This is a genomic window from Parabacteroides leei, from assembly GCF_023369805.1.
GTDB classification, from domain to species: domain Bacteria; phylum Bacteroidota; class Bacteroidia; order Bacteroidales; family Tannerellaceae; genus Parabacteroides; species Parabacteroides leei.
This window is the reverse complement of sequence record NZ_JAMBQG010000005.1, coordinates 199042-222832: the sequence shown is the minus strand read 5'-3', so window position 1 is coordinate 222832 and position 23791 is coordinate 199042. Positions and strand designations below refer to the sequence as shown.

The following is a 23791-nucleotide window of genomic DNA, read 5'->3' as shown; positions in this document are numbered from 1 at the left end:
TAATAAATATATTACGTATATTTGTCGGGATAAAATTAACACTATGCATAAAACACAATTATTCGCACTATTGTTCATGCTTCTGATAGGGACAGCATGTAACAAACAACAGCACTTCATCTCTGACAATGCATTCAGGGCGGAAGTAGAAAAAGATTTCCAAGCCAAACAGGCAGCTTTGCCTGACGGAGATCTGTTCGCAGTTTTCAATCAGGAAATGACACCGCAGGAGAAGGAGGCACTTACCTTCCTGTATGCCTACATGCCGATTGGTGACATCACCGACTATGACGGGAAACTCTATCTGGATAACATCCGCAGTTCTTTCCAGGCCAAACAGGAAATGCCCTGGGGCGACAGCATTCCGGAAGACATCTTCCGTCATTTTGTCCTGCCGATCCGTGTGAACAACGAGAATCTGGACGAAAGCCGCATGGTCTTTTTCGACGAACTGAAAGACCGTGTAAAAGGAATGTCCCTCTACGATGCCGTATTGGAAGTGAACCACTGGTGTCACGAAAAAGTAATTTACACCCCTTCCGACGCCCGTACCAGCTCGCCGCTGGCTTCTGTAAAGACAGCTTACGGACGTTGTGGTGAAGAGTCGACCTTTACAGTTGCCGCACTTCGCTCGGTCGGTATCCCTGCCCGCCAGGTATACACTCCGCGCTGGGCACATACCGACGATAACCATGCCTGGGTAGAAGCCTGGGTGAACGGCAAATGGTACTTCCTGGGTGCCTGCGAACCGGAACCGATCCTGAACCTGGGATGGTTTAACGGCCCGGCATACCGCGGTATGCTGATGCACACCAAAGTATTCGGAAAATACAACGGCCCCGAAGAAGTAATGCTGGAAACAGACGGCTACACGGAAATTAACGTGATCGATAACTATGCCCCGACAGGCAAAGCCATCGTAACGATTGTAGATGCGGACGGCAAACCTGTTCCCGATGCCGATGTAGAGTTCAAAATCTATAACTACGCCGAGTTCTACACCGTTGCCAACAAGAAAACCGATGCCGAAGGAAAGACCTTCCTGACTGCCGGTAAAGGCGATATGTTCGTATGGGCCACCAAAGACGGTAAGTTCGGTTTCGATAAAGTATCGTTCGGTAAAGGCGATGTGACTATCAAACTCGACAAGAAACCGGGTGATGCTATTGAAGCTATCGCTTTGGATGTTATTCCTCCGGTAGAAGGATCTATCCCTGCCGAAGTAACTCCCGAACAGAAAGAAGCCAACGCCGCACGCCTATTGGAAGAAGATGCTATCCGTAATAAATATGTAGCAACCTTCTATACCGAAGAAAAAGCGGAAGCACTGGCAAAAGAACTGGGCATCGACCCGCTGAAGACTTCCGACTTTATGATCGGCAGCCGTGGCAACTGGATGGAGATCGAAAAGTTCCTGCGCGAAACTCCGGCCGACAAACGCCCGGTAGCGATGGCACTCCTGGATGTAATTTCCGCCAAAGACCTTCGCGACACACCGGCTTCTGTCCTGGCAGATCATCTGAACAACACCGAAGTGGTTAATTCCGACCAATTCAACCGATATGTACTTAATCCGCGTGTTGCCAACGAATTCCTTTCACCTTACCGTAGCTTTTTCATTGCCAACATAGACACCGAACTGGCAAAACAGGCCAAAGAAGATCCGATGGCATTGGTCGATTGGGTGAAGAAAAACATCACGATCAAGAACGAACTCAACTCGCAACGTATCCCCGTCATGCCGATGGGTGTGTTCAAATCACGTGTTGCCGATACCGGATCACGCGACATCTTCTTTATCGCCGTAGCACGTAGCCTGGGTATCCCGGCCCGTATCGAACCGGTAGCCCGCAAGGTGCAGTTTATGAAAGACGGCAACTGGATGGACGTAGACTTCGAAGCAGCTGTCCAGACCACTGCAAAGCAAGGAAAGGTAACGGCTACTTATGCCCCGATCAAAGCATTGCAAGACCCGAAATATTACAGCCATTTCACTATTGCCAAGATACTTCCGGATGCTAAATTACAGACATTGAACTTCCGCAGTGCAAGTACCGACATGGGCGTAGGTACAACCTGGAGCAGCCTGTTGAAGAAACCGCAGCCTATCGACGAAGGTAACTATATGATGGTGACCGGAACCCGTATGGCCAACGGTAGCGTACTGGCCGAAGTATCTTTCTTCAACGTAGAGCCGGATAAGACAACGGATATCAAACTTGAAATGCGTGAGAACCTGGAAGAAGTACAGGTTATCGGTAATTTCAACTCCGAAAATAAATTCAAACGTGCCGACAACGGTGAAGAAACCAGCGTACTGGCTACAACCGGACGTGGTTACTTCGTAGTAGCTATCCTCGGAGCCCGTCAGGAACCGACCAACCACGCTATGCGCGACATCGCCGCCGTTAAGAAAGACCTTGAAGAATGGGGACGTAGCATGGTTCTCCTTTTCCCGGATGAAAAAGGTTACAACAGCTTCGATCCGAAAGAGTTCGGCGACCTGCCTAGCACAATTACATACGGTATCGACTCAGACAACCATATCCAGAAAGAGATCGCATCAGCCATGAAGCTACAGAATGCCAGCCAGCTGCCGATCTTCATCATCGCCGACACCTTCAACCGTGTGGTATTCGTATCCCAGGGATACACCATCGGCTTGGGTGAACAGTTGATGAAAGTGATACACAAACTGTAAGAAACTTATAGTATATAAATAATCAGCCCCGACTGCCGGTATGTTTCAAGCTACCGGTAGCCGGGGTTTTTATTTGGCATATCGCTCCGGCTCCATGCCGACAATTCGATATCGCTGCTCCTATAAAAAGGTTTTGCCATAGTAGTGGCAGAGCCTTGCCATGCCTTTGGCAGACTTTTGCCACTACTATGGCAAGACTCTGCCAAGCGCATGGCAAAACATTGCGTTTTAAATGGCAAAAGATTGCCATTACAAATGAAAAAGAGTTTTATCTAAATAATGATTTCGAGGAATGACCGAACAGTACAATGAACATTCCATACAAAATTCAAAAAGACCATATTCTTAAAAAGGGAGAAGTATTATAAATCAGCAATCATCTTATCAATGGCTGTTTTTACCATTGGCAAATCATTCTTCATAACATCAAAAACGACTTCTGCATCAATATCAAAATAATGATGAGCAATAATATCTCTCATTCCCATTACACCTTTCCAGTCTATTTCCGAATAGCCGGATAATAACAGCCTATTGGTTTCTTTATCTATTCGCTTTACGCTTTCACCTATGGCTATCAACAACATACAGATACTTTCCATTCTTTCAACACCGTTAGGGGTATTTAAAAAATCATCTGAAGAGAGTATTGTCTGCGATCTTTCCAGTATTCTATCGATGGCTATTCTTATCTTAACTAAAGAAGAATGGAGCAATTCTTTATCACACATAAATCCCCTCCTTCTCTATTCTACTTTTCAGTAAGGTATCCATACGTTCACGTAAACGTACTATATCGACATTACAACCAAATAGTGCCTGCAAATCTTCTTTTATATGGACTAATGCAAACATACTTGGTTTTGAAGTTTCCAAATAAACATCAACATCACTCCCCTCTGTTTGCTCCCCTCTGGCAACAGAGCCAAATATTCCCATACGAGTAATACTATACTTAGAAGCATTTTTAGCCATATAGTCACGTAAGAGGTTTATATATTCAGATGTAGATTTCATATCCATTCATTTACCAGAAACAAAGATATATATTAATCCTGAAAGAACAAGTAGCATTAAAACAAATGAGTCTGACAAGTAGGGAAAGCAATACATTATAATTATATTCTATATATCGCTCTTCTCCCCGTACTCTTTGATCTTCTCTTCACAGATTCGTTTCGTAATATCCCTAAGCAATTTGACTTTTGGGATAAGGGCATCCACATCCTCTTTTGTAACCACAAAATATGGATTGTAACGAGCTTCTACATAGGCTGATTTTAGCAAGGTAAAAAGTCGTTTCTCTTCAAGAGTGTTTTGTGGAAAAACAGTATTCAAATCAATAGAATACCTTTTAGTGGAAGAAGATAACTTAGAAAGATTGTGTTGTTTGTTATTACGTAAAGTAAAAGTCAAACGAATGGCATAATAAAAGTTTTCACAGGCTTGATGTAAATAAAATGATGACATTTGATATCTCTCCCTTCCTTTATTCGTTACAGCATCATCCAAAAAGAAATTTCCTTTTTCAAACTTCTCATCAAAATACACCTGAGCCTGCTCCTTTATCTCCGCAAAGTTAAGTTTACGACGACGAGCCAGTTTATATTTTCCGCTGTTATACAGAACTACCCCTTCCTGCTTAATTTGAGTATAGAAATATCGTCCCTCTTCTAAGTATTTATTAAGCAACTTAATATCATCGTTGATAAACTGGACAGGAGTGTCGCGGTCAAAATCCTTTCCGGCGAAAAAGACATCTTCTACGTTATCCAGAACTGTTTCCGCCTTCTTACTGTTGATACCGCTCGTTACCACATAGATATCATAATCGGATATTTTAACGGTAGGAATACCGCCATCTTCAATCCGGACACTGCGCCGCACATAATTACCTCTAGCATAACTGCCATACAGAATTATAAACTCCGTCTGAGGTAATCGCTTCAATATCTCTTTAACGAGAAAATCCAAATCTTCCTGTTTGTCCTTGGGCAGATAAGCTATCGAGTTTTTCATTATGCCTATGTATAACATTAAATACGCAAATGTATAAAAAAAGCGGGATTGGCTTTTACTTTTTAATCCTAAATCATATATTTGCACCACGTTCCTGTTTTTATTTGTTTTGTTTGCCAATACAAAACAAATGAGTCTGTATAATACAGGTAATTAGAATCTTATAATTATTAATATCGATCTGTTTCTCCGAATCAGATCTAAAAGGAACGTACTATATGGACAACAATAGAACTGTTGGGATAAATATTTATTCCATCATACTTCAACAAATTATCTCCCTATTAAACCTGTCGTTATCAGATATCAGACAGAAATATATAAACTATCCGCACTGTCTGATGGATTATTTTGAGAAAGAGACTGAAGAAAAATCAATCGAAATACGGTTTGATCAGGAAGAAATCACGATCACCTGCTCATTTAATGAGGATAGTAAATGTACATTCATATATTTATTCACAGATAAATACGAGTTCATAGAAAAGTTTATATCTTTTTTGAAAGATACATACGACTATGACTTTATTAAAAACAGATGGAGAGAGCCCACTTGTTATATACAAGTGAAAGAGATCAGTCATTTACCTAACGACATCTGCCTGATATTTTATTCCATAATACAATAAAAGCGACAAGCAACAAAAAAATCCTCCCGAACGAATTCGGAAGGATTTTGCATTTTGTGCGGCTGAAGGGACTCGAACCCCCACGCCGTGAAGCACCAGATCCTAAGTCTGGCGTGGCTACCAATTACACCACAGCCGCATTTGGATTGCGGTGCAAAGGTAATTCTTTTTTATTAATTTGCAAGTTTTTCAGAAGACATTTTATTTTTTCGGCTTGCAATCGGTTCGGAGATCGGATAAAAATGCCATATTGTTGCCTCTATATCCGGATCAATACCAAACTCCATATGTTCTTCTTTATCAACATTCAATCATGGCCTATTTGTCAAAAAGCTTCATCTGTCCCGTTATCTCATCGATAATATCCGAGTTACTCTGATCGGCTCCGGCATCTGTCTCTTCTTCCTCCGGACCGATATCAATACCTTCCCCAGCCGGTTGTTCCGATGAAGCGAACCGGGTCGGCTCCAACTCATTGACAGTTTCAACCTCAAAGGTCGAAATTCGTTTTCCTTTAGCTTTGAAACCTTTTACACCGATAAATTCTTCCGCATCGAGCACCATCGCTTCACGGAAACTGTCATGTCCACCGAATATGACTTCAATACGGGGATACATTTCGTCGGTAAGCAATAACAGACGGCTCTTGGGATTTTCTCCCAGGAAATTCTGCTTACGGCTGCCGGCTTCAAGCTGGAAGCGTTTGAGGTAAGGATATTTCTGGTCGGCATCATACAAAGCAGCCGTCCAGACCTTATTGGAGTCGAATTTCTCAATGATCTGTATATTATCTTCGTAGTGATTACTAAGATCAAAGTTGGTCGTATAGAAATCGCCGTTACGCAAAATCACCAGGATCACATCGTCGCTCTGGAATTCACCCAGCTCATCACCGCGTCCGTCATAATTCAGGCGCAATACATCCCAGTCGAACCAAACCTGGCGTCCTCCGAGGGTCGAACTACCCTTCTGTTTCAGGCTGATCTTATGCACATCGGCTTTCGTCAGGATATTTCCCATCGAACCACGTCCCTTGATGGCGATCTCACTGAAATCTTTCTCAAAGACGAGCAACTTCTGACGGGGTTTCGGTTTCAGTATTACTTTAACCGTTTCTGCTTCACCATTCGGATTGGCACTGAAATAGAGCACGCGCGACCCTTCTGTTCCCTTGGTTACATCGTATTCCTTATCGCGCGTCACTCCGGTTACGGCAAAACGCTTAATAAAGTTATAACCGGCTTTTCCATCCCGGTAAATAACATTATAGATCGTACGGTTATCGTTGCGCTTGAATACATTCAGGTACAATACGTCTTTACCGACAAACATCTTATCGCAGACTTTCACGATCTTATAAGTTCCGTTACGGTAGAACAGGATGATATCGTCGATATCCGAACAGTTACAAACATATTCGTCCTTTTTCAAACTCATGCCGATAAAGCCTTCGGCACGGTTGATATATAGTTTTTCGTTTGCTTCCACCACCTTGGTAGCTTCAATCGTGTCGAAGTTACGCACCTCAGTCATACGCGGATGATCTTTGCCGTATTTTTCTTTCAACATAATAAACCAGTTGATGGTGTATTCTACGATATTGTCCAGATGATGATTGATCCGTTCAATCTCTTCCCGTATCTGTGCGATCAGGGCGTTACTTTTTTCCGAGTTGAATTTGAGGATACGTCCCATCTTGATCTCCATCAGTTTCAGGATATCTTCGCGGGTCACTTCACGGATAAAGTCCGGCTTAAACGGAGTCAGGCGCAGGTCGATATGAGCGATCGCTTCGTCCATATCCTTCGCATTTTCAAATTCCTTATCTTTATAGATACGTTCTTCGATGAATATCTTCTCGAGAGAAGCGAAAAACAACGTTTCTTCCTGTTCCGATTTATGGATCTCCAATTCGGTACGCAGCAGATGCAACGTATCATCCGTTGAATGGCGCAACACATCACTGACCGTGAGGAAGTGAGGCTTGTTATCCATAATCACACAACAGTTCGGCGAAATACTGATCTCACAATCCGTGAAGGCGTACAAAGCATCGATCGTCTTATCCGACGAAACGCCCGGAGCGAGGTGCACCAGGATCTCTACGCCTCTGGCTGTATTATCGTCTACTTTCTTAATCTTGATCTTCCCTTTGTCATTCGCTTTCAGGATCGACTCGATCAGGGAAGAGGTCGTTCTTCCATAAGGAATTTCACTGATAACTAATGTTTTGTTATCCAGCTTTGTTATCTTAGCACGAACTTTTACGGAGCCACCGCGTTCGCCGTCGTTGTATTTCGTTACATCGATAAAACCGCCTGTCTGGAAATCAGGGTACAAAGTAAAATCTTCCCCCTTCAGATAGGAAACAGATGCATCGATCAATTCATTGAAATTATGTGGCAGTATCTTGGATGAAAGGCCGACAGCGATACCCTCCACGCCCTGTGCCAACAGCAAAGGGAATTTTACAGGGAGAGTGACCGGTTCTTTGTTACGCCCATCGTAAGAAAGCTGCCAGGTAGTCGTCTTGGGATTGAATACGGTTTCAAGAGCAAACTTAGAAAGACGTGCTTCGATATAACGGGGAGCCGCTGCACCGTCGCCGGTCAGGATGTTACCCCAGTTTCCCTGACAGTCGACCAACAAGTCTTTCTGTCCCAACTGTACCAGGGCGTCGCCAATAGAGGCATCGCCATGAGGGTGAAACTGCATGGTATGACCGACAATGTTAGCAACTTTATTATACCGTCCGTCGTCCAGACGCTTCATAGAGTGAAGGATACGACGCTGCACCGGCTTCAATCCGTCGTTGATATGCGGCACGGCACGTTCCAGGATTACATACGAAGCATAATCCAAAAACCAATCCTGATACATCCCCGAAAGATGATAGGATACGCGACCTTCCCCTTTTCCGGGTATTCTATATTCCGAATGTGTAGCAGCATCAGACTGCTCATTGGGTTGAGAATCTGTATTTGTTTGCTCTATTTCCTCGTTTTCGTTTTCCTCTGTGAAATCTTCAATATCCTCTGGTTTCATAAACTTATATGGTGCTCTTTCTTCTTTTTCAGCCTCTAACCGGAAAACTATTTCCAGCGTGTAAATATACGAAATATTGGCGAGATAATAAAAATCCACAATTGTTTCAGCGAGATATCTGATTTCTCCCTATATTTGCCCCTTCAAAAATACGATCATGCTCACACTCGATAAGATTTATCAGGCATCTTTTGCCCTGAAAACGGTTATCCGTCGCACGGACCTGATCAGTGCACCTAATATCAATCCGGAGTCACATATCTATCTGAAACCGGAGAACTTACAGATCACGGGATCATTTAAAGTCCGTGGTGCCTGCTTCAAAATCTCACAACTTACGGAAGAAGAGAAAGCAAAAGGCGTTGTTGCCTGTTCTGCCGGCAACCATGCCCAGGGAGTTGCACTGGCAGCGACCACTCATGGCATCCAATCTCTTATCTGCTTGCCGGATAATGCCCCGATCTCTAAAATAGAAGCCACCAAATGGTACGGGGCAGATGTCTGCCTGGTAGAAGGCGTGTATGACGACGCTTACCAGAAAGCCTTAAAATTACGAGATGAAAAGGGATATACCTTTGTTCATCCTTTCGACGATGAAGATGTCATTGCCGGACAGGGAACCATAGGACTGGAACTATTGGAACAATTGCCCGACCTGGATGCCGTGATCGTTCCGATCGGTGGCGGCGGACTGATCTCCGGAGTTGCTTTTGCGATCAAGCATTTGAATCCGAATGTAAAAATATATGGTGTACAGGCCAGCGGTGCCCCAAGTATGCAGAACTCGATCGAACATAACAAGATTGAGCGTATGGGATTCGTTCGTACCATCGCCGACGGTATTGCCGTAAAGGAGCCGGGCGAACATACCTTCGAGTACTGCCGTAAGTATGTGGATGAAATTGTGACAGTCAACGATGACGAGATATCGACAGCTATCTTGGCATTGATCGAACAGCATAAACTCATTGCCGAGGGTGCCGGCGCGGTAGCTGTTGCAGCTGCGATGTTCAACAAAGTTCCTATCAAAGGGAAAAAAACGATCTGCCTGGTTTCGGGCGGAAACATTGACGTAACGATTCTGTCACGTGTGATCGGACGAGGTTTACAGAAATCCGGTCGTTCTTACACCATGACCATCGAACTGGTCGATAAACCCGGACAATTGCAACACGTTTCCGAGATCATTGCCAGCACAGGCGCAAATGTAGTATCGGTCCACCATGAACGGGTAAGCCACACCGCAGATATTAACGGTTGTTACCTCCGCCTGGAAATGGAAACCCGTAACCAGGAACATATCGACCAGATACAATATACGCTGACGGCAGCAGGATATAAAATCATTCCGGGATAAGTAAGGATTTTCATCAAAAATGAACACTATTGCTCCTTTACCGATATTGTCTTTATCCACTTTTAATATTTTCTTTTTTTAATCTCACAAATTTTCTTTTTATTTGTGCCGTAATATCTATTTACGAAGGGGATAATGAGTATGAAAAAACAAATTAAGGAAGAAATAGACCTTCTTTACAAGACATATGTAAATGATCTTTTTTCATATGCTTTGAACCTGGGATTTGACCGGGATACATCCATGGATGCTATTCATGATGTATTCTATAAAATATGCTCGGATGAAAAAATACTTGATAAAATCGTCAATATACGTTTTTATCTTTTGCGTGCATTGAAAAACCGCCTGCTTGATATTTATAAACAAAAAAGGGACGTTGTTGAATTTTCTACAGATTCCGAAACAGAAGAAATCCCCTTCAACATTCACGTAACAGTAGAGGATCTCATCATTGAAGAAGAGGAACAGGATATAGTCCGCGCAAAAGTAGAACAGCTACTTGAAAGCCTGACTGACCGTCAGCGTGAGATTATTTATCTCCGTTACTCTCAGGATTGTGATTATGAAGAAATAGCACAACTCATGCACATTACTGTTCCCGCTTGTAGAAAATTGTTTCACAAGGCCATCATAAAGTTAAGAAAAAATCCATATTCCGCCATTCTATTGCTTATTTTGCTCAATTGAATATTTTTTTCAAAAAGTAGGGTATAAAAAAAATTGTTCATCGTCTATATCTATAAACGAGAAATAAAACTTTATTCATAATCCAGCTATACTATTAATATGACAACTATCAAAAACTATAAAGATTTCCTTCAGAATGCCGATTTCATCCTTTGGAGGTTAACAGGAGACAGCTTTCTGGAAACCTACTGGGAAGAATTTATTGAAGAGAATCCGACATTAAGTAAGGAAATGAATAAGGCTATTAAAGAATTTTCCAAAATAAAACTCAACAAAAACACCCTAACAGAAACAGAATATAATGCATTACTGAAGCGGATACATGTTTCGTCATCACAAATTAAATCTTCCAAATGGTTACGTCAATTTATACCATATGTAGCTGCAGTCTGTTTTACTTTGATTATCGGGATATCGTTCTATTTTATAAAGTCAGCACCGGAAAAAATAGAATTATTATCAGAAAACATTATTGTCGGTGAAAATCTGGATGAAAAAGATATCTACCTTATTACAGATGCAGGAACAACAACTTTCTCACAGAATGTCCACGTACAAGTCAATGAAAATGGATCAACTATCGTACAGGAGGCTGATGGAAATAAATCTACTATCATTGAAAAAGAAAAAAGTACAATGAACAAATTGGTTGTTCCTTATGGGAAACGATCAAAACTTGAACTTTCAGATGGGACAAAGGTTTGGTTAAACTCTGGATCAACCCTTGAATTTCCATCTGTTTTTACAGAAAAAACCAGAATAGTTAACCTGATCGGAGAAATGTATATAGAAGTCGCAAAGAACCCTCTACGACCATTTCTTGTCAATACGCCTGATATACAAGTGAAAGTATATGGTACAACATTCAACATTTCGACCTATCCCGATAACAGTCCGCAATCTGTCGTCCTCGTGGAAGGTAGTGTCGGAATAAAGACTGAATCAGATAAAGAAATACTTCTCATCCCTAATGAAATGTTTGCTTATCAAAATCACAAATGGAGTAAAAGTGAAGTAGACAATACCAAATATATAAGCTGGAAAGACGGATACATTGTATTGGATAAAACACCTATCGAGGAAGTTTTAAAACAAATAGAACGTTATTACAATCTATCCTTCAAGATCGATAAAAATCTTGATCTTCAGTCAAAAACCTGTACCGGGAAAATCTATTTATCTGATAATCTGGACAATATCATGACAACGATATCGTTACTTTCTTCCACGGGATACCAACGAGACGACAAAACCATTTACATTAATATAAACCCTTAAAACAAATGCCTATGAGATAATACTGAATATAACTTACAAAAGGAAATCGGACGATACTACGAATATCGCCCGATCCGATGACAATTAATTACTTATATCAGTAACTAATAATTTAAAATCATGCGAATATAAGCAACATTTTTGTCATCAGAAAAAAATTAGTGTCAATTAATTTCAATATTAACCTAATGCTACTATTCTTAATAGCATAAAAAAATCAAATATGAAATAAGACCAATAGTAAACAGGTTGCTATTACTACGAATAATATCAACAGGAAACAAAACGACTTATATAGAATTACTAATAATTTAAATCATACTATTTTATGAATTATTCTTTATCGGAGGTAATAAAAGTACCTCTGCACTATAAACATATATACAGAAAAATGAAAGTATCTGTCCTAATAATGATAGCCAGTATATGTTTTGCTTCAGCCAATAACATACACTCACAAAAAGCCGGGCTCTCTTTCCATTTCATGAATACACCGATTAAACAGGTGATAAATGAAATTGAGAAGAATAGTGATTATGTATTCGTACTCGCAGATAACATAGGTAAGGAAACCGAGAAGAAAATAAACATAACTGTTAATGACACGAATGTGGAAAAACTTCTCGATTCTGTACTGGCAGAAACAGGTCTGTCTTATCGGATTATAGACAAGCAAATCGTTATATATAAGAATAAGACTAAAAGAGGAATACCTGAGAAAAGATCAACGGTAGAAACGAACACTCAATCTGTTAAGATCCAATTAAACGGAACCGTTACAGATACCAACGGAGAGCCGCTAATAGGAGTCAGTATCCAGTTGAAAGGAACAACCAGTGGAACAGTGAGTGACGCGAACGGGAAATATTCGTTAGAAGCAGAAGCTGGAAATACATTGATCTTTTCCTATGTCGGTTACACCATGCAAGAGGTCCGTGTTGGTAATAAATCTGTTATTAACATACAGCTGGCAGAAGATACACAGACTCTAAATGAAGTAGTAATCGTTGGTTACGGTACATTAAAAAAGAAAGAAGTAACTTCTGCCGTGGAAACGATCCGACCTGACAAATTCAATGCCGGAGCCAGCCGTAATCCATTGGACTTGATCCAGGGGAAAGTGGCAGGTCTTACAATGACCCGTGCATATGGAACTAACCCGAATCTGGATCCAAGCTACCAGTTACGCGGTGTTACTTCCATCAGTGGAGGCAAATCCCCTCTGATTGTGATTGACGGCATTCCCGTCAGTTCTGGTAGCGGAAGAGGTTATATGAGCCTGGTTCAGCAAGACGATATCGAGTCTTTCAGCGTTTTAAAAGATGGTTCGGCAGCAGCGATTTACGGAACACGTGCCAATGCAGGTGTCATCCTTATCACAACAAAGAAAGGAAAAGCAGGAACGGCCCAATTTGACTATTCCGGGTATGTTCAGCACGAAATGGTAGCAAACAAGCCTGACTTTTTAAATGCCGATGAATTCAGAGGATTAATCAAAGAGGGTATAATTACCGGAAATCAGGATTATGGAGCATCAACAGATCTTTATGACGAGTTAATCAATAAAAACAATTTTAGTCACTACCACAATTTATCTGCATCCGGTGGTACTGCCAACACAAATTATCGTGCTTCAATTTACTTCAATGAGGCTCAGGGTATTGCTAAAGAGAACGGGAACAAGCAGTATGGAGGTAGAGTCAATATCAATCAGAAAGGTTTGCAAGACCGGCTTACCATGTCATTAAACCTAGCGACTAATTTTAAGAAAGAAAACAGGAACGGAGGTAGTGGTAATGACTTCGAACAAGCGATCCAACGGAATCCGACAATGCCTCTTTATAATGAAGATGGTTCATTTTACGAAATAGTTGTTTCAAACAGCTACAATCCCATGTCACGCCTTGCTTATCGTACCAATGAACGCAACCGGCAGACAACATCAGCTGATCTAAAACTAAAACTTGATATCATTGAAGGGTTATCAGTCTCTGCCTTTGGAGCACATTTGAGAGACAACCACAATGAGCGTTATTATCGTTCATCCAAAGATTTTGATAATCGGGTTGGTACGCTTTATCAAGGAATGGGATACGCCTCCAAAGCAAACTTGCTTGAATGGACCAATACCTTCGAATCAACCATCGACTACCGTAAAACATTTAATGATAAGCATACTATAACCGGATTGCTGGGATATAGTTACCAGTATTCGACTACAGAAACATTTAGTGCGAACAACAATGGATTTACAACTGATGGATTTGAAGATTGGAATTTAGGTGCCGGTAGTGCTATTCAAAACACAAGTCTGCCACGTCCGGAAATGGCCAGTGCCAAAGAAGATAATAAACTAATTGCTTTCTTTGGTCGGGTAAACTATTCTTACGCCGATAAATATCACTTCCAGGCTATTCTCCGTCATGAAGGATCTTCCCGTTTCGGATCAAATCATAAATGGGGAAATTTTCCCTCTGTATCTGCCGGATGGTCAATTAATGAAGAGGAATTTCTGAAATCGGTATCCTTCATTGATGAACTAAAGCTACGTATAGGATATGGTGTAACGGGTAACCAGGATATCAGCAACTACCTGTCTCTTGTCACACTCGAAACTGGAGGTGTCTATCCGCAAAACGGTATCTATTACCAAACTTATGGCCCAGGAAGAAACCCGAATCCGGATCTTCGCTGGGAACAGAAAAAGGAGCTGAACTTTGGTTTGGACTACTCGTTACTAAACTATCGCATTACAGGTTCTATTGATGTCTACAATCGAACCACACAAGATTTGCTCTATAAATACAAAGCTCAACAACCATCATTTGTACGTGATGAGATTTTTACCAATGTAGGTTCGATCCGCAGTTCCGGCGTTGAAATCCAAATATCAGCGACTCCCCTTGAAGGCAAAGATTTCCAATGGTCTATTGATTTAGCAGCCAGCACCGGTTCGAACAAACTTACAAAACTCTCTAATGAATTTTTCTCACTGGGCTCCAACTGGTTGTCATTGTATAGTCTTCCTGCCCCTGGTGCACTGGGATATGCCATTCGCCTTGATGAAGGGGGCAAAATCGGTAATTTTTATGGAAAACGTTTTGCTGGTCTGACGGAAGACGGAAAATGGTTATTCTACAAAGCAGACGGAAGTACAGCCCGTGCCTCTGAAATGAACGAGAATGATAATACTATCATTGGCAATGGTGTTCCTAAAGCACAAGTATCCTTAGGTAATACATTCAGGTATAAAGGATTTGATCTTACCATACTGTTAAGAGGTAAATTCGGTTTCGACATTTTGAATCTGCCAGATCTTTACTTCGGAAACAAAAAATGGCTACCTCAGAATTTGTTAAAAAGTGCAATCACCAAACATAATGATCTGAATGATGATCCGCAGTATTCAGATTATTACATCGAAAAAGGAAATTTCGTGAAATTAGACAATCTGACTTTAGGTTACAATTTCAAACTAAAAACTCCTTATATCAGAAATCTGAGGATATATGCAACTGGAAGAAACCTTTTGACTATTACCGGATATAGCGGTGTCGACCCGGAAATACAAGATACCGGTATCGAAGATCCAGGTATTGATAAAAGAGACTTTTATCCTAGCACCCGCTCTATTGCTTTTGGTTTGAATATTGGATTTTAAATTTGAATTATTATGAAAAACAAAATTAAAAAAGTTACTTTATTTATTGCCGCTGGAATAATTGCCACAGGCATAAATAGCTGTACTGATTTGGACGAGAAAATCTATAGCGAATTAGATAAAAACAATTTTTACAATAATAAAGTAGAAGTCATGCAATCTGCTCTGAGATCTTTTACTCACTTGGCAGCATGGATAGCACCAACCGGATGGAGTGCCTACTTTTATCATTCTGAACTTTCTTCTGATCAATTGGCATGGCCACAAAAAGGACGGCACGGATATGATGGCGGTGACCATTTCCGTCAACATTATCATACCTGGACCGATAATGAGAGCCGTATGCGTACGGCATGGAGCCTGATGTGGACCGGAGTAGGCTATATCAATTCATCCATAGCCGATTTAAGCGGGATCAATTATGCTTCGTTGGACATATCCGACAGCGAGATGGAAACGATTCTTGCCGAACTTTACGTATTAAGAGCTTTCCATTATATGAAAATCATGGAACTTTGGGGTAATGTTCCTATTGTGACCACTGTAGGTGAACCTTTGAATCCACCCACACAATCACGGGATGAAGTTTTCGCATTTATAGAAAAAGAGCTCGAAACGTACGTACCAAAACTCCTTCCCTACTCACAGGAAATAGTCGGACGAGTATCACAAACAGCAGGTTATGCCATGATGGCTGAATTATATCTGAACGCAGAGTATTTTGTAGGTACTCCCATGTGGGATAAATGTATTGCTGCCTGTGATAAAATCATAAGTGGAGAGGCCGGAGGACTTCATAATGGTAAAGCAGAGTTAGCAGACGACCTACTCGATACCTTCGACAACACAAACAAAGATGCTAAAGAAGCGCTGTTTCAATTAGCTTATAGTCAAAAAGGAGGCTTCGCATTCAACTGGTCAGGATTCTTCTGCGGATTTAGTAATACAGGTCCAATCCTAAATGTAACCTATGATGGATGGAATGGATTTGTTGTTATCCCTTCTGCATTTGACGCTTATGCTGAAAATGATTTACGGAAAAAAGAATGGTTCCTTTTTGGCCCGCAATTTAAATATGGGACCGATGAGCCTGTTTACGGAGTGGAAGAATTTACCGGCCAACAATTAGTATATGTAAACTCTATTCGCCGTGAAAGCCAGGGAGACTTTACCAGCGAAGGAGGAATGGATCAGGGAGAAGAAAATAGTGGTGCCCGTTTTAATAAATATAAAAGCGGAACGGTGAACGATCCGAATTACTGGGAGAACCATTATATACTTTATCGTCTTACCGAAATCTATTTCTTTAAAGCAGAAGCGCTTATGCGTAAAAATGGAGGTAAGGCATCTCAGGAAGCCGTTGATCTCGTCAATGCTTCCCGCAAACGTGCTTTTACTTCGGAAGATTGGGAAGCAAACCAGTACACAACCACTACACTGACTTTAGATGAGTTACTTGCAGAAAGAGGCAGAGAATTTATCTTTGAAGGAAAACGCCGTACAGATCTTATCCGGTTCGGAAAATACACAACAGCTAGTTGGTGGGATCATAAACCAAGTAACGACAAAACAAAAGAGCTCTATCCTATCCCTTTCCAGCAGATTGAAACCAACCCCAATCTGATACAAAATCCGGGATATTAAATGATTTTCTTTTAATAAATCAAGGTTACAATATTGGCAATCAATATTGTAACCTTATACACTATCGGTTTTTATTCAACTAATTCAATAAAAATGAAAATGAAACAATTATTAAAAAAATTGATTTACGTCATAAGCTTAATAGGGTCTACCATATTGATCCAGGCACAAGACCAAACAAAAGTCGATTGGGAACAGATATCTTATCTATTGGGAGAACTGGAGACAATGGATGTCGCATCTGTAAGATTAGCCTTCGAAGAGATGAAAAAATCCCCTGGCTATGATATAGAAAAGTTTGAACCCAAAATGCGGGAACTGGAAGCCCTTGGAAATTGGGTCCCCAATAGGCTCCCGGCAGGCAACAGCTGGGCCATAGGAAGAGCAAAGCGAGCCATTGATCTTCGTCGGGAAATATTATTATCCAATCCTTTGCTGGACAAGGACAAAATTATAGCAGTACGTTATCGTCTGGGGAAATCAGCTCCCTATGTTATGGCACCTTCTTTGGGAACACAACAGGATAACTGGACCAGCCAGTTCTCAGCCTATCGCGAAGGCTACAATGCCGAGCTGGTAGAGATCTCTAATTTGCGAGACCCCAATAAAGCGTTGAATATAAGAACTATTTATAAACCGGAGCATGATGGTGGTATAACAAATGTTGTTCTAAATTGGGATGCGGAGAGAATTCTATTCACAGCAACAGATACTAATAAAAAATGGCATGTATTTGAAGTTAACCGGGACGGTTCAAATTTCCATCAGGTGATCAAGATTGACGAACCCGATCTCGAATTTTTTGATGCAACCTATATGCCAAACGGGAAAATAATAGCAATGACCAATATTGGTTATCAGGGTGCTGCATGTGAAGACGGAAGTTATGAAACAGGAAATATGATCGAGTATAATCCAGAAACAGGAGCCATGAGACGCTTAACATTCGATCAGGATGATAATTGGCATCCACGCGTGATGAACAATGGCCGGCTGATGTATACACGTTGGGAATATACAGATTTAACCCACTACTATTCTCGTTTCGTTATGCATGCTAATCCAGACGGAACAGAGACAAAGGCTTTATATGGCAGCGGAGGATGGTTCCCTAACAGTATTTTTGATGCAGAGCCCCTCCCCGGCAGAAACAGTGCATTCGTTGCCATAGTTTCAGGTCACCACGGAACAGCTCGCTCCGGTCGTTTAATGCTTTTCGATCCGACTAAAGGACGCAAAGAATTGGATGGGATCATACAGGAAATCCCTTTTAGCAAAAGACCAATAGAACCGTTGATAAAAGATCAGCTAGTAGATGGTGTATGGCCACAATTCACAAAACCCTGGCCTCTGGATGATAAGTTTTTTCTGGTCACCGCTAAATTAAACCTCAGGTCTCCTTGGGGTATCTACTTGGTTGATATATTTGATAATATGACCGAAATAGCTCTTCTTGAAGAAGACGGATTCATTAATCCCATAATGGTGACACAGCGACCGGTTCCCCCTATTATTCCTGAAAAAATAAACCTCGAAAAGAAAGAAGCTACATTCTTCATTCAGGATATTTATCAGGGAGAGGGTTTACCGGGAGTACCTGTCGGAACCGTTAAGAAATTAAGGATCTTTGCTTATGAATACTGCTACGTAAGAACACCGGGAAACCATGCGGCACAAGGAATACAAAGTGGTTGGGATATAAAACGCCTTTTGGGCGAAGTTGAAGTCGAACCTGACGGCTCAGTAATGTTTACAGCTCCAGCCAATACACCTATATCCATACAACCGTTGGACTCCGAAGGACGAGCTCTGCAATGGATGCGAAGCTGGACTACCGGAATGCCGGGAGAACTCGTTTCGTGCGTAGGATGTCATGAAAACCAAAATACAATTCCCCTCCCTAAACGGGTAATGGCTTCTACGAAAAAAGCTAAACCATTAGAACTACCGGAAGGAGGCACACGCTCGATTACTTATGAACTGGAAATACAACCCATATTGGATAGAGCATGTATTTCGTGTCATAATCAGGACAGTCAACTGGATTTCAGAGGAAATATCTACGTAGAGAATATTCTTACAAATCATAAATCGAATCGAGACCAAGAGCTAAAGACATCGACCAGTTATCTGAATTTACATCCTTATGTAAACCGTCAGGGGCCGGAAGCCGATATTTATGTAATGAAACCTTATGAATATCACGCTTCAACAAGCGAGCTTGTCAAAATATTAAAACGAGGTCATCATAAGGTTGAATTAACAGATAAAGAATGGCGAACCATTTATGCATGGATTGACATGAATGCTCCATTCCATGGTAAGTTTGTAGATAACTTATTACCCGGATGCCCAACCAACCAGTATGACCGTCGCATTGAACTGGCTAATAAATATGGAAATGGAGCAGGTGTTGACTGGAGGAAAGAATTATCTGATTATTCTGACTATCTGAAGCAAAAAAAAACGGAAACTCCCCTGGTTACACATACGGTTCATCCGACTTCTGATTATAAAGAAGTAAAAGTGGAAGGATGGCCTTTTACAGCAGAAGAGGCTAAAAAAATGGTCAATGCTTCTGAAAATAAAAAGAAAGTAGAAATAGCTCCGGGTATTATTATAAATTTTGTACGTATTCCTGCCGGTAAATTTGTCTTAGGGAATAACAAACAAGGACAAAATAACAATGCACCTCAATCTGAGGTTGAAATAAGTAAACCATTCTGGATGGCAGAAACAGAATTGACAAATGAACAATATAATGTAATTTTCCCAAAACATGATAGCCGGTATATTGCTCAGTTCTGGAAAGATCATGTTCAACCCGGTTACTCGGCTAATCGTCCTAAGCAACCTGTTATTCGTATTTCCTGGAATGAGGCAATGGAATATTGTAACAAATTAAGCGATCAGACAGGACTTCACATTACATTACCTACTGAGGCTCAATGGGAATGGGCCTGCCGGGCAGGCTCTGACAAAGATATGTGGTACGGACCTTATAATACAAACTTTGCGAATTACGATAATATGGCCGATTCCCAATTAAGTAATATGGCTGTATCCGGTGTAGACCCGACTCCGATGCCCCATCATTGGAATGAATTCAAATGGTATAATTTTATACCAAAAGATTCAACCGTAAACGATAGGAATATGATAGTTACCGATGTTGCAAAATATCAACCTAATCCATGGGGGCTTTACGATATGCATGGGAATGTAGCAGAATTCACTCGTTCCAGTTATGCAGCGTATCCATATAATCCAAATGCTCAGAGTGATCTTAAAGTCTATCGTGGAGGTTCATGGATCGACAGACCTAAAAACTCAACATCTTATTCCAGAAATGAGGCTTATGCCTGGCAACCATTGAATAAGGTTGGATTCAGATTGATAATAGAGGATTAATGATAAAGTGCAGAAAAATGCAGACTATATTGATTATTCATAAAACAAGTCTGCGTTTCTCTGCATCTTCTGCATTCGGTTTAAGTATGTGAATGAAGTCATAACCGCCAGTGACGATATAAAGATTATAAAACGACTTTGCTTTCTTTTCCCATTTCAATCACCATCTTTCCTCCTTTCAATACCTCTTCTTGCGGAATCCGGAAACCATTTACCGGTTTACCGTTCAAGGTAACCGATTGAATATATTTATTCTCTTTGGATGCGCCGGGAGCTTCTATCACAAAAGTCTCGCCGCGGTTATATTTTCCATCCAGCCGGATCGTGATTTTGGGATAGCGCGGAGAAGCCAATTCATAGTATGGCTTTTCAGAGCATCCGCCATCCATCTGAAACAAACCGAGAGCACTCATGACAAACCAGCTACTCATCTGTCCCAGATCCTCATCCCCCGGATAAGCGTCGTAAGGGGTTGTTCCGTAATACTGCTCCTGTATCGCCCGTATCCATTTTTGCGTCAGCCAGGGAGCACCTGCCCAGTTAAATAGGTAGGCAACTTCCATAGATGTTTCATTTCCGTGGTTGATAGGGAAAGCGGAAAAGTTATCGCCTGCCGCATTAAAATTGGCATGCGCCGACTGCTCCATCGCTTTATCCAAACGGCTTATAAAACGGTCTTTACCGACCATACCGATCAATTTATCCGGATTATGGGGAACGAACCAGGAATAATTGAAGGCATTTCCTTCGGTAAACCCGGGTGTATGATACGGATCGAAAGGCTCTACCCAGTTACCGTGTTCGTCTTTAGGACGTATAAATCCGGACTTCGGATCAAACAAATTAGACCAATTATTCGAACGTTCATCAAACAGTTTAAAGTCATCGGTCTTTCCCAATACTTTAGCCATCTGTCCCAGACACCAGTCGTCGTAAGCATACTCCATTGTATTAGAGACAGTTCCTTTCCCTGCGGGAATATATCCATACTTCATATAAGGAACCAGGTTCTCAACTCCGACAGTTCCACCACCTTCATACTTCTGAGGAGGTGTTGTCATCATCTTTTTCAGACCGTCATATGCAATATTCAAGTCAAAGTCACGTATACCGCTTTGCCAGGCTCCCAGTATCTGGGAGATCGGATGCATGGCAACCATCACACCGGTATGTTCTATCCCGGCAGGATCCGTATTGAACCACCCGCTATTCTGATAAAGCTGAATAGCCGAACGTGCCCACTTGCCGGATATTTCCGGAGCCATCAGATTGAATAACTGTTGATTATTCCAGAATGTATTCCAATATTCACCGCTCACGATACAATCGTCCGGTTTCTCCAACTGCCTGATCCTTTCATCTTCATCCATAAAACGTCCATCGACATCGCTCCAGGTTGCTTTGGCTGCTAACGCACGGTAAAGGTTGGTATAGAACTTCTTCTTTTGCAGATAATCATCCGTTTCAATCGCTATTCTTCCCAGGTATTCATCCCAGACGGCACGGGCATTGTTCACTACTTTCTCAAAATCCCATCCAAAAGGATCAACCAGTTCCTGTTTCAGGTTATTCCGTGCCCCTGCCATATCTACCAGAGAAACACCGGAACGGACTAAGATTTCTTCATTCTCTTTCGTCTTATAATTCAGAAATATACCGACATCACCTTTGCCTTCTATCCTGGTGATATTCTGCTTGATTTCCGCAGGGGTTTCAAACTCGTGATTCCTGTTCCATCCGGGGATATAACCGGTTACCGGCTGAACGCCTTCGTTCACCCATCCGCCCATCGAGTCGAAAGGTTTGCTGAACTGGAGAACGAAATACAATGTATAACTCTGTTCCAATGTATATCCGGTAAATGCATTATAATAAGTAGCATAACCTTCTATTTCCGTATCGCTGACTTTCGTTACACAGGCATTGACCAAATTATGCGGGTACTCGTTAGGCGTAAACATATCTATCAAAATACGGGCGTCTTCCCTGGCAGGGAAAATATATCGCTGCAAAGCTGCACGGCGGGTTGCCGTTATATCCGCTTGTATCTTCGTATCCGTCATATAAACGGAATATTTACCTATCTCAGCCTTTTCCGATGATTTGTCAATCCGGGAACGATAGCCTTCATCAGGAAAATCTTCCCTGCCGGGATTGACTTTCAGTTCACCACAGGTCGGTTGCATCAGGAAACCAGTCATCGTCCAATCGCTGAAATGGTTGAAGCCCATGATATTTTCTATAGTATATTCATATCCGGCTTTCCATATCTCGTCCTGGTTATCGGGAGCGATCTGCACCATGCTTAAAGGGAGACTTGGCCCGGGTTTGAACATCCAACGGGAATTCCCCGTGCCCATCAGCAAGTCTACATCATCCGAATAAGAATGCAGCGGTTGTGAACTACGGATCACTTCACCTTTATAAATAACATCTTTGCCATCCCGGATTGTAAATTGCAGCTTTTCTTGTTTGCTTTTTACCTGTGCGGCCGGCATCAATATCTCCTGGATACTTTCCCCCACCTCAATCGTTCGTGATACCGGAGCACATCCTTCAACCGTGAAAGTCAGCTTTTTGGGTGCATCAAACTGATTCATATCTACCAGAACCGGCTGCATACGTTCTCCGTTCTCTTTCTGATATTCAAACGGTGCCGATTTAACGGAACGTATCAACGAAGAAGACGCTTTCCCCAGTTGTACAGAGGCCGGTGTTTCCAACCGGATACAATCGAAAATAACCCATGTGCCTTTAATGGTCCCCAGCTGGATCTTATTCATACCGGAAGTAAGCCATGAAGAAGGGAATTGTATATGTACCTCTTTCGCTTTTCCTGTTCCTTTATTTTCCAGAAACTCCGCAGCACTCTCCCCGTTCAGTTCTTCTTCGAACCGATGGCCGTTGACCTCGACCCGTATTTTAATCGGTTTACTGTTATGCGCTCCGGTAAAAAAGAAAGTAAGAGAACATTCCCCTTTCCCGGCCGCTTTGTCCAGATTGAAATAGACAGAAGGGAAATGTCTCGGATGAAATCCGGCCCAGTATCCACCGCCAGCCCAGCTATCCAATGGACCCGGCAAAACATACGGCCAATGTTTTTCAGGAGTAGAATATCCTACATAAAAGGATTTCTCTCCCCCGAAATTCGCCAGAAAACTTTTGTAATTATCCGGATAGAGGGCAAACTCCGCTGCGGAATTGTCCTGTCGGCCTATTTCGAACAACACTTTATCGGTAGCAAAGAGTTTCAAGGAACAAAAGATAAGAATGAAAATCAGACATATACTTCTCATGGTCTTCTTAATTAATGAGTTCTTTTTCAGAAAATACAAATATATGGCACCTTATCCAGC

13 protein-coding genes and 1 tRNA gene are annotated in these 23791 nt (G+C 41.7%); 8 read left to right on the top strand and 6 right to left on the bottom strand.

Going from position 1 to position 23791, the window contains the following annotated elements; translation table 11 throughout:
- The first annotated feature begins 43 nt into the window (after positions 1–43).
- Positions 44–2701: a transglutaminase-like domain-containing protein gene (locus M1P97_RS09890; protein WP_249388973.1), complete on the top strand. Its 2658-nt coding sequence runs from the start codon at positions 44–46 to the stop codon at positions 2699–2701.
- 362 nt (positions 2702–3063) lie between these two features.
- Here the strand turns inward: M1P97_RS09890 and M1P97_RS09885 are convergent, their stop codons facing one another.
- The 3 genes from M1P97_RS09885 to M1P97_RS09875 form a co-directional block, all read right to left on the bottom strand.
- Positions 3064–3432 carry a HepT-like ribonuclease domain-containing protein gene (locus M1P97_RS09885; RefSeq protein WP_249388972.1) on the bottom strand — a complete coding sequence of 123 codons (369 nt, stop codon included), beginning with the start codon at positions 3430–3432 and terminating at the stop codon, positions 3064–3066.
- Positions 3425–3718: a nucleotidyltransferase family protein gene (locus M1P97_RS09880; protein ID WP_249388971.1), complete on the bottom strand. Its 294-nt coding sequence runs from the start codon at positions 3716–3718 to the stop codon at positions 3425–3427. Before M1P97_RS09880 ends, M1P97_RS09885 begins: the two co-directional genes overlap by 8 nt.
- Positions 3719–3826: 108 nt before the next feature.
- Positions 3827–4720 carry a HEPN domain-containing protein gene (locus M1P97_RS09875; protein WP_195370362.1) on the bottom strand — a complete coding sequence of 298 codons (894 nt, stop codon included), beginning with the start codon at positions 4718–4720 and terminating at the stop codon, positions 3827–3829.
- A 218-nt stretch (positions 4721–4938) separates the two neighbouring features.
- Here M1P97_RS09875 and M1P97_RS09870 point away from each other — a divergent pair, with 218 nt between their 5' ends.
- A complete protein-coding gene (locus M1P97_RS09870; protein ID WP_249388970.1) occupies positions 4939–5349 on the top strand; it encodes a hypothetical protein in 411 nt (136 codons plus the stop codon).
- 57 nt (positions 5350–5406) lie between these two features.
- Here the strand turns inward: M1P97_RS09870 and M1P97_RS09865 are convergent.
- Together M1P97_RS09865 and M1P97_RS09860 are read right to left on the bottom strand one after the other, a co-directional pair.
- A tRNA-Leu gene (locus M1P97_RS09865) sits at positions 5407–5488 on the bottom strand.
- Between the two features lie 179 nt (positions 5489–5667).
- The gene (locus M1P97_RS09860) at positions 5668–8274 is read right to left on the bottom strand and encodes a DNA gyrase/topoisomerase IV subunit A (RefSeq protein WP_394803897.1); all 2607 of its coding nucleotides are present in this window, start codon (positions 8272–8274) and stop codon (positions 5668–5670) included.
- A gap of 277 nt (positions 8275–8551) precedes the next feature.
- Between M1P97_RS09860 and ilvA the strand changes: the two genes are divergently transcribed.
- The 6 genes from ilvA to M1P97_RS09830 all read left to right on the top strand — a co-directional run bounded on the left by ilvA (position 8552) and on the right by M1P97_RS09830 (position 20435).
- Positions 8552–9751 carry a threonine ammonia-lyase gene (gene ilvA, locus M1P97_RS09855; protein ID WP_249388969.1) on the top strand — a complete coding sequence of 400 codons (1200 nt, stop codon included), beginning with the start codon at positions 8552–8554 and terminating at the stop codon, positions 9749–9751.
- Positions 9752–9892: 141 nt separating this feature from the next.
- On the top strand, positions 9893–10441 hold the full coding sequence (locus tag M1P97_RS09850) for an RNA polymerase sigma factor (RefSeq protein ID WP_229058330.1): 549 nt from the start codon (positions 9893–9895) through the stop codon (positions 10439–10441).
- A 99-nt stretch (positions 10442–10540) separates the two neighbouring features.
- Positions 10541–11719 carry a FecR family protein gene (locus M1P97_RS09845; RefSeq protein ID WP_195370366.1) on the top strand — a complete coding sequence of 393 codons (1179 nt, stop codon included), beginning with the start codon at positions 10541–10543 and terminating at the stop codon, positions 11717–11719.
- A 412-nt stretch (positions 11720–12131) separates the two neighbouring features.
- The gene (locus tag M1P97_RS09840; protein WP_229058331.1) at positions 12132–15380 is read left to right on the top strand and encodes a TonB-dependent receptor; all 3249 of its coding nucleotides are present in this window, start codon (positions 12132–12134) and stop codon (positions 15378–15380) included.
- Positions 15381–15392: 12 nt separating this feature from the next.
- Positions 15393–17024 (top strand): RagB/SusD family nutrient uptake outer membrane protein, encoded by a 1632-nt coding sequence (locus tag M1P97_RS09835; protein ID WP_195370367.1) that lies wholly within the window; start codon positions 15393–15395, stop codon positions 17022–17024.
- A gap of 99 nt (positions 17025–17123) precedes the next feature.
- Positions 17124–20435, top strand: coding sequence for an SUMF1/EgtB/PvdO family nonheme iron enzyme (locus M1P97_RS09830; RefSeq protein ID WP_249388968.1), 3312 nt, complete (start codon positions 17124–17126; stop codon positions 20433–20435).
- A 125-nt stretch (positions 20436–20560) separates the two neighbouring features.
- On the opposite strand, the gene M1P97_RS09825 is transcribed toward M1P97_RS09830, so the two are convergent.
- Complete coding sequence (locus M1P97_RS09825) at positions 20561–23731, bottom strand: GH92 family glycosyl hydrolase (protein WP_249388967.1); 3171 nt, start codon at positions 23729–23731, stop codon at positions 20561–20563.
- Between the last annotated feature and the right edge of the window lie 60 nt (positions 23732–23791).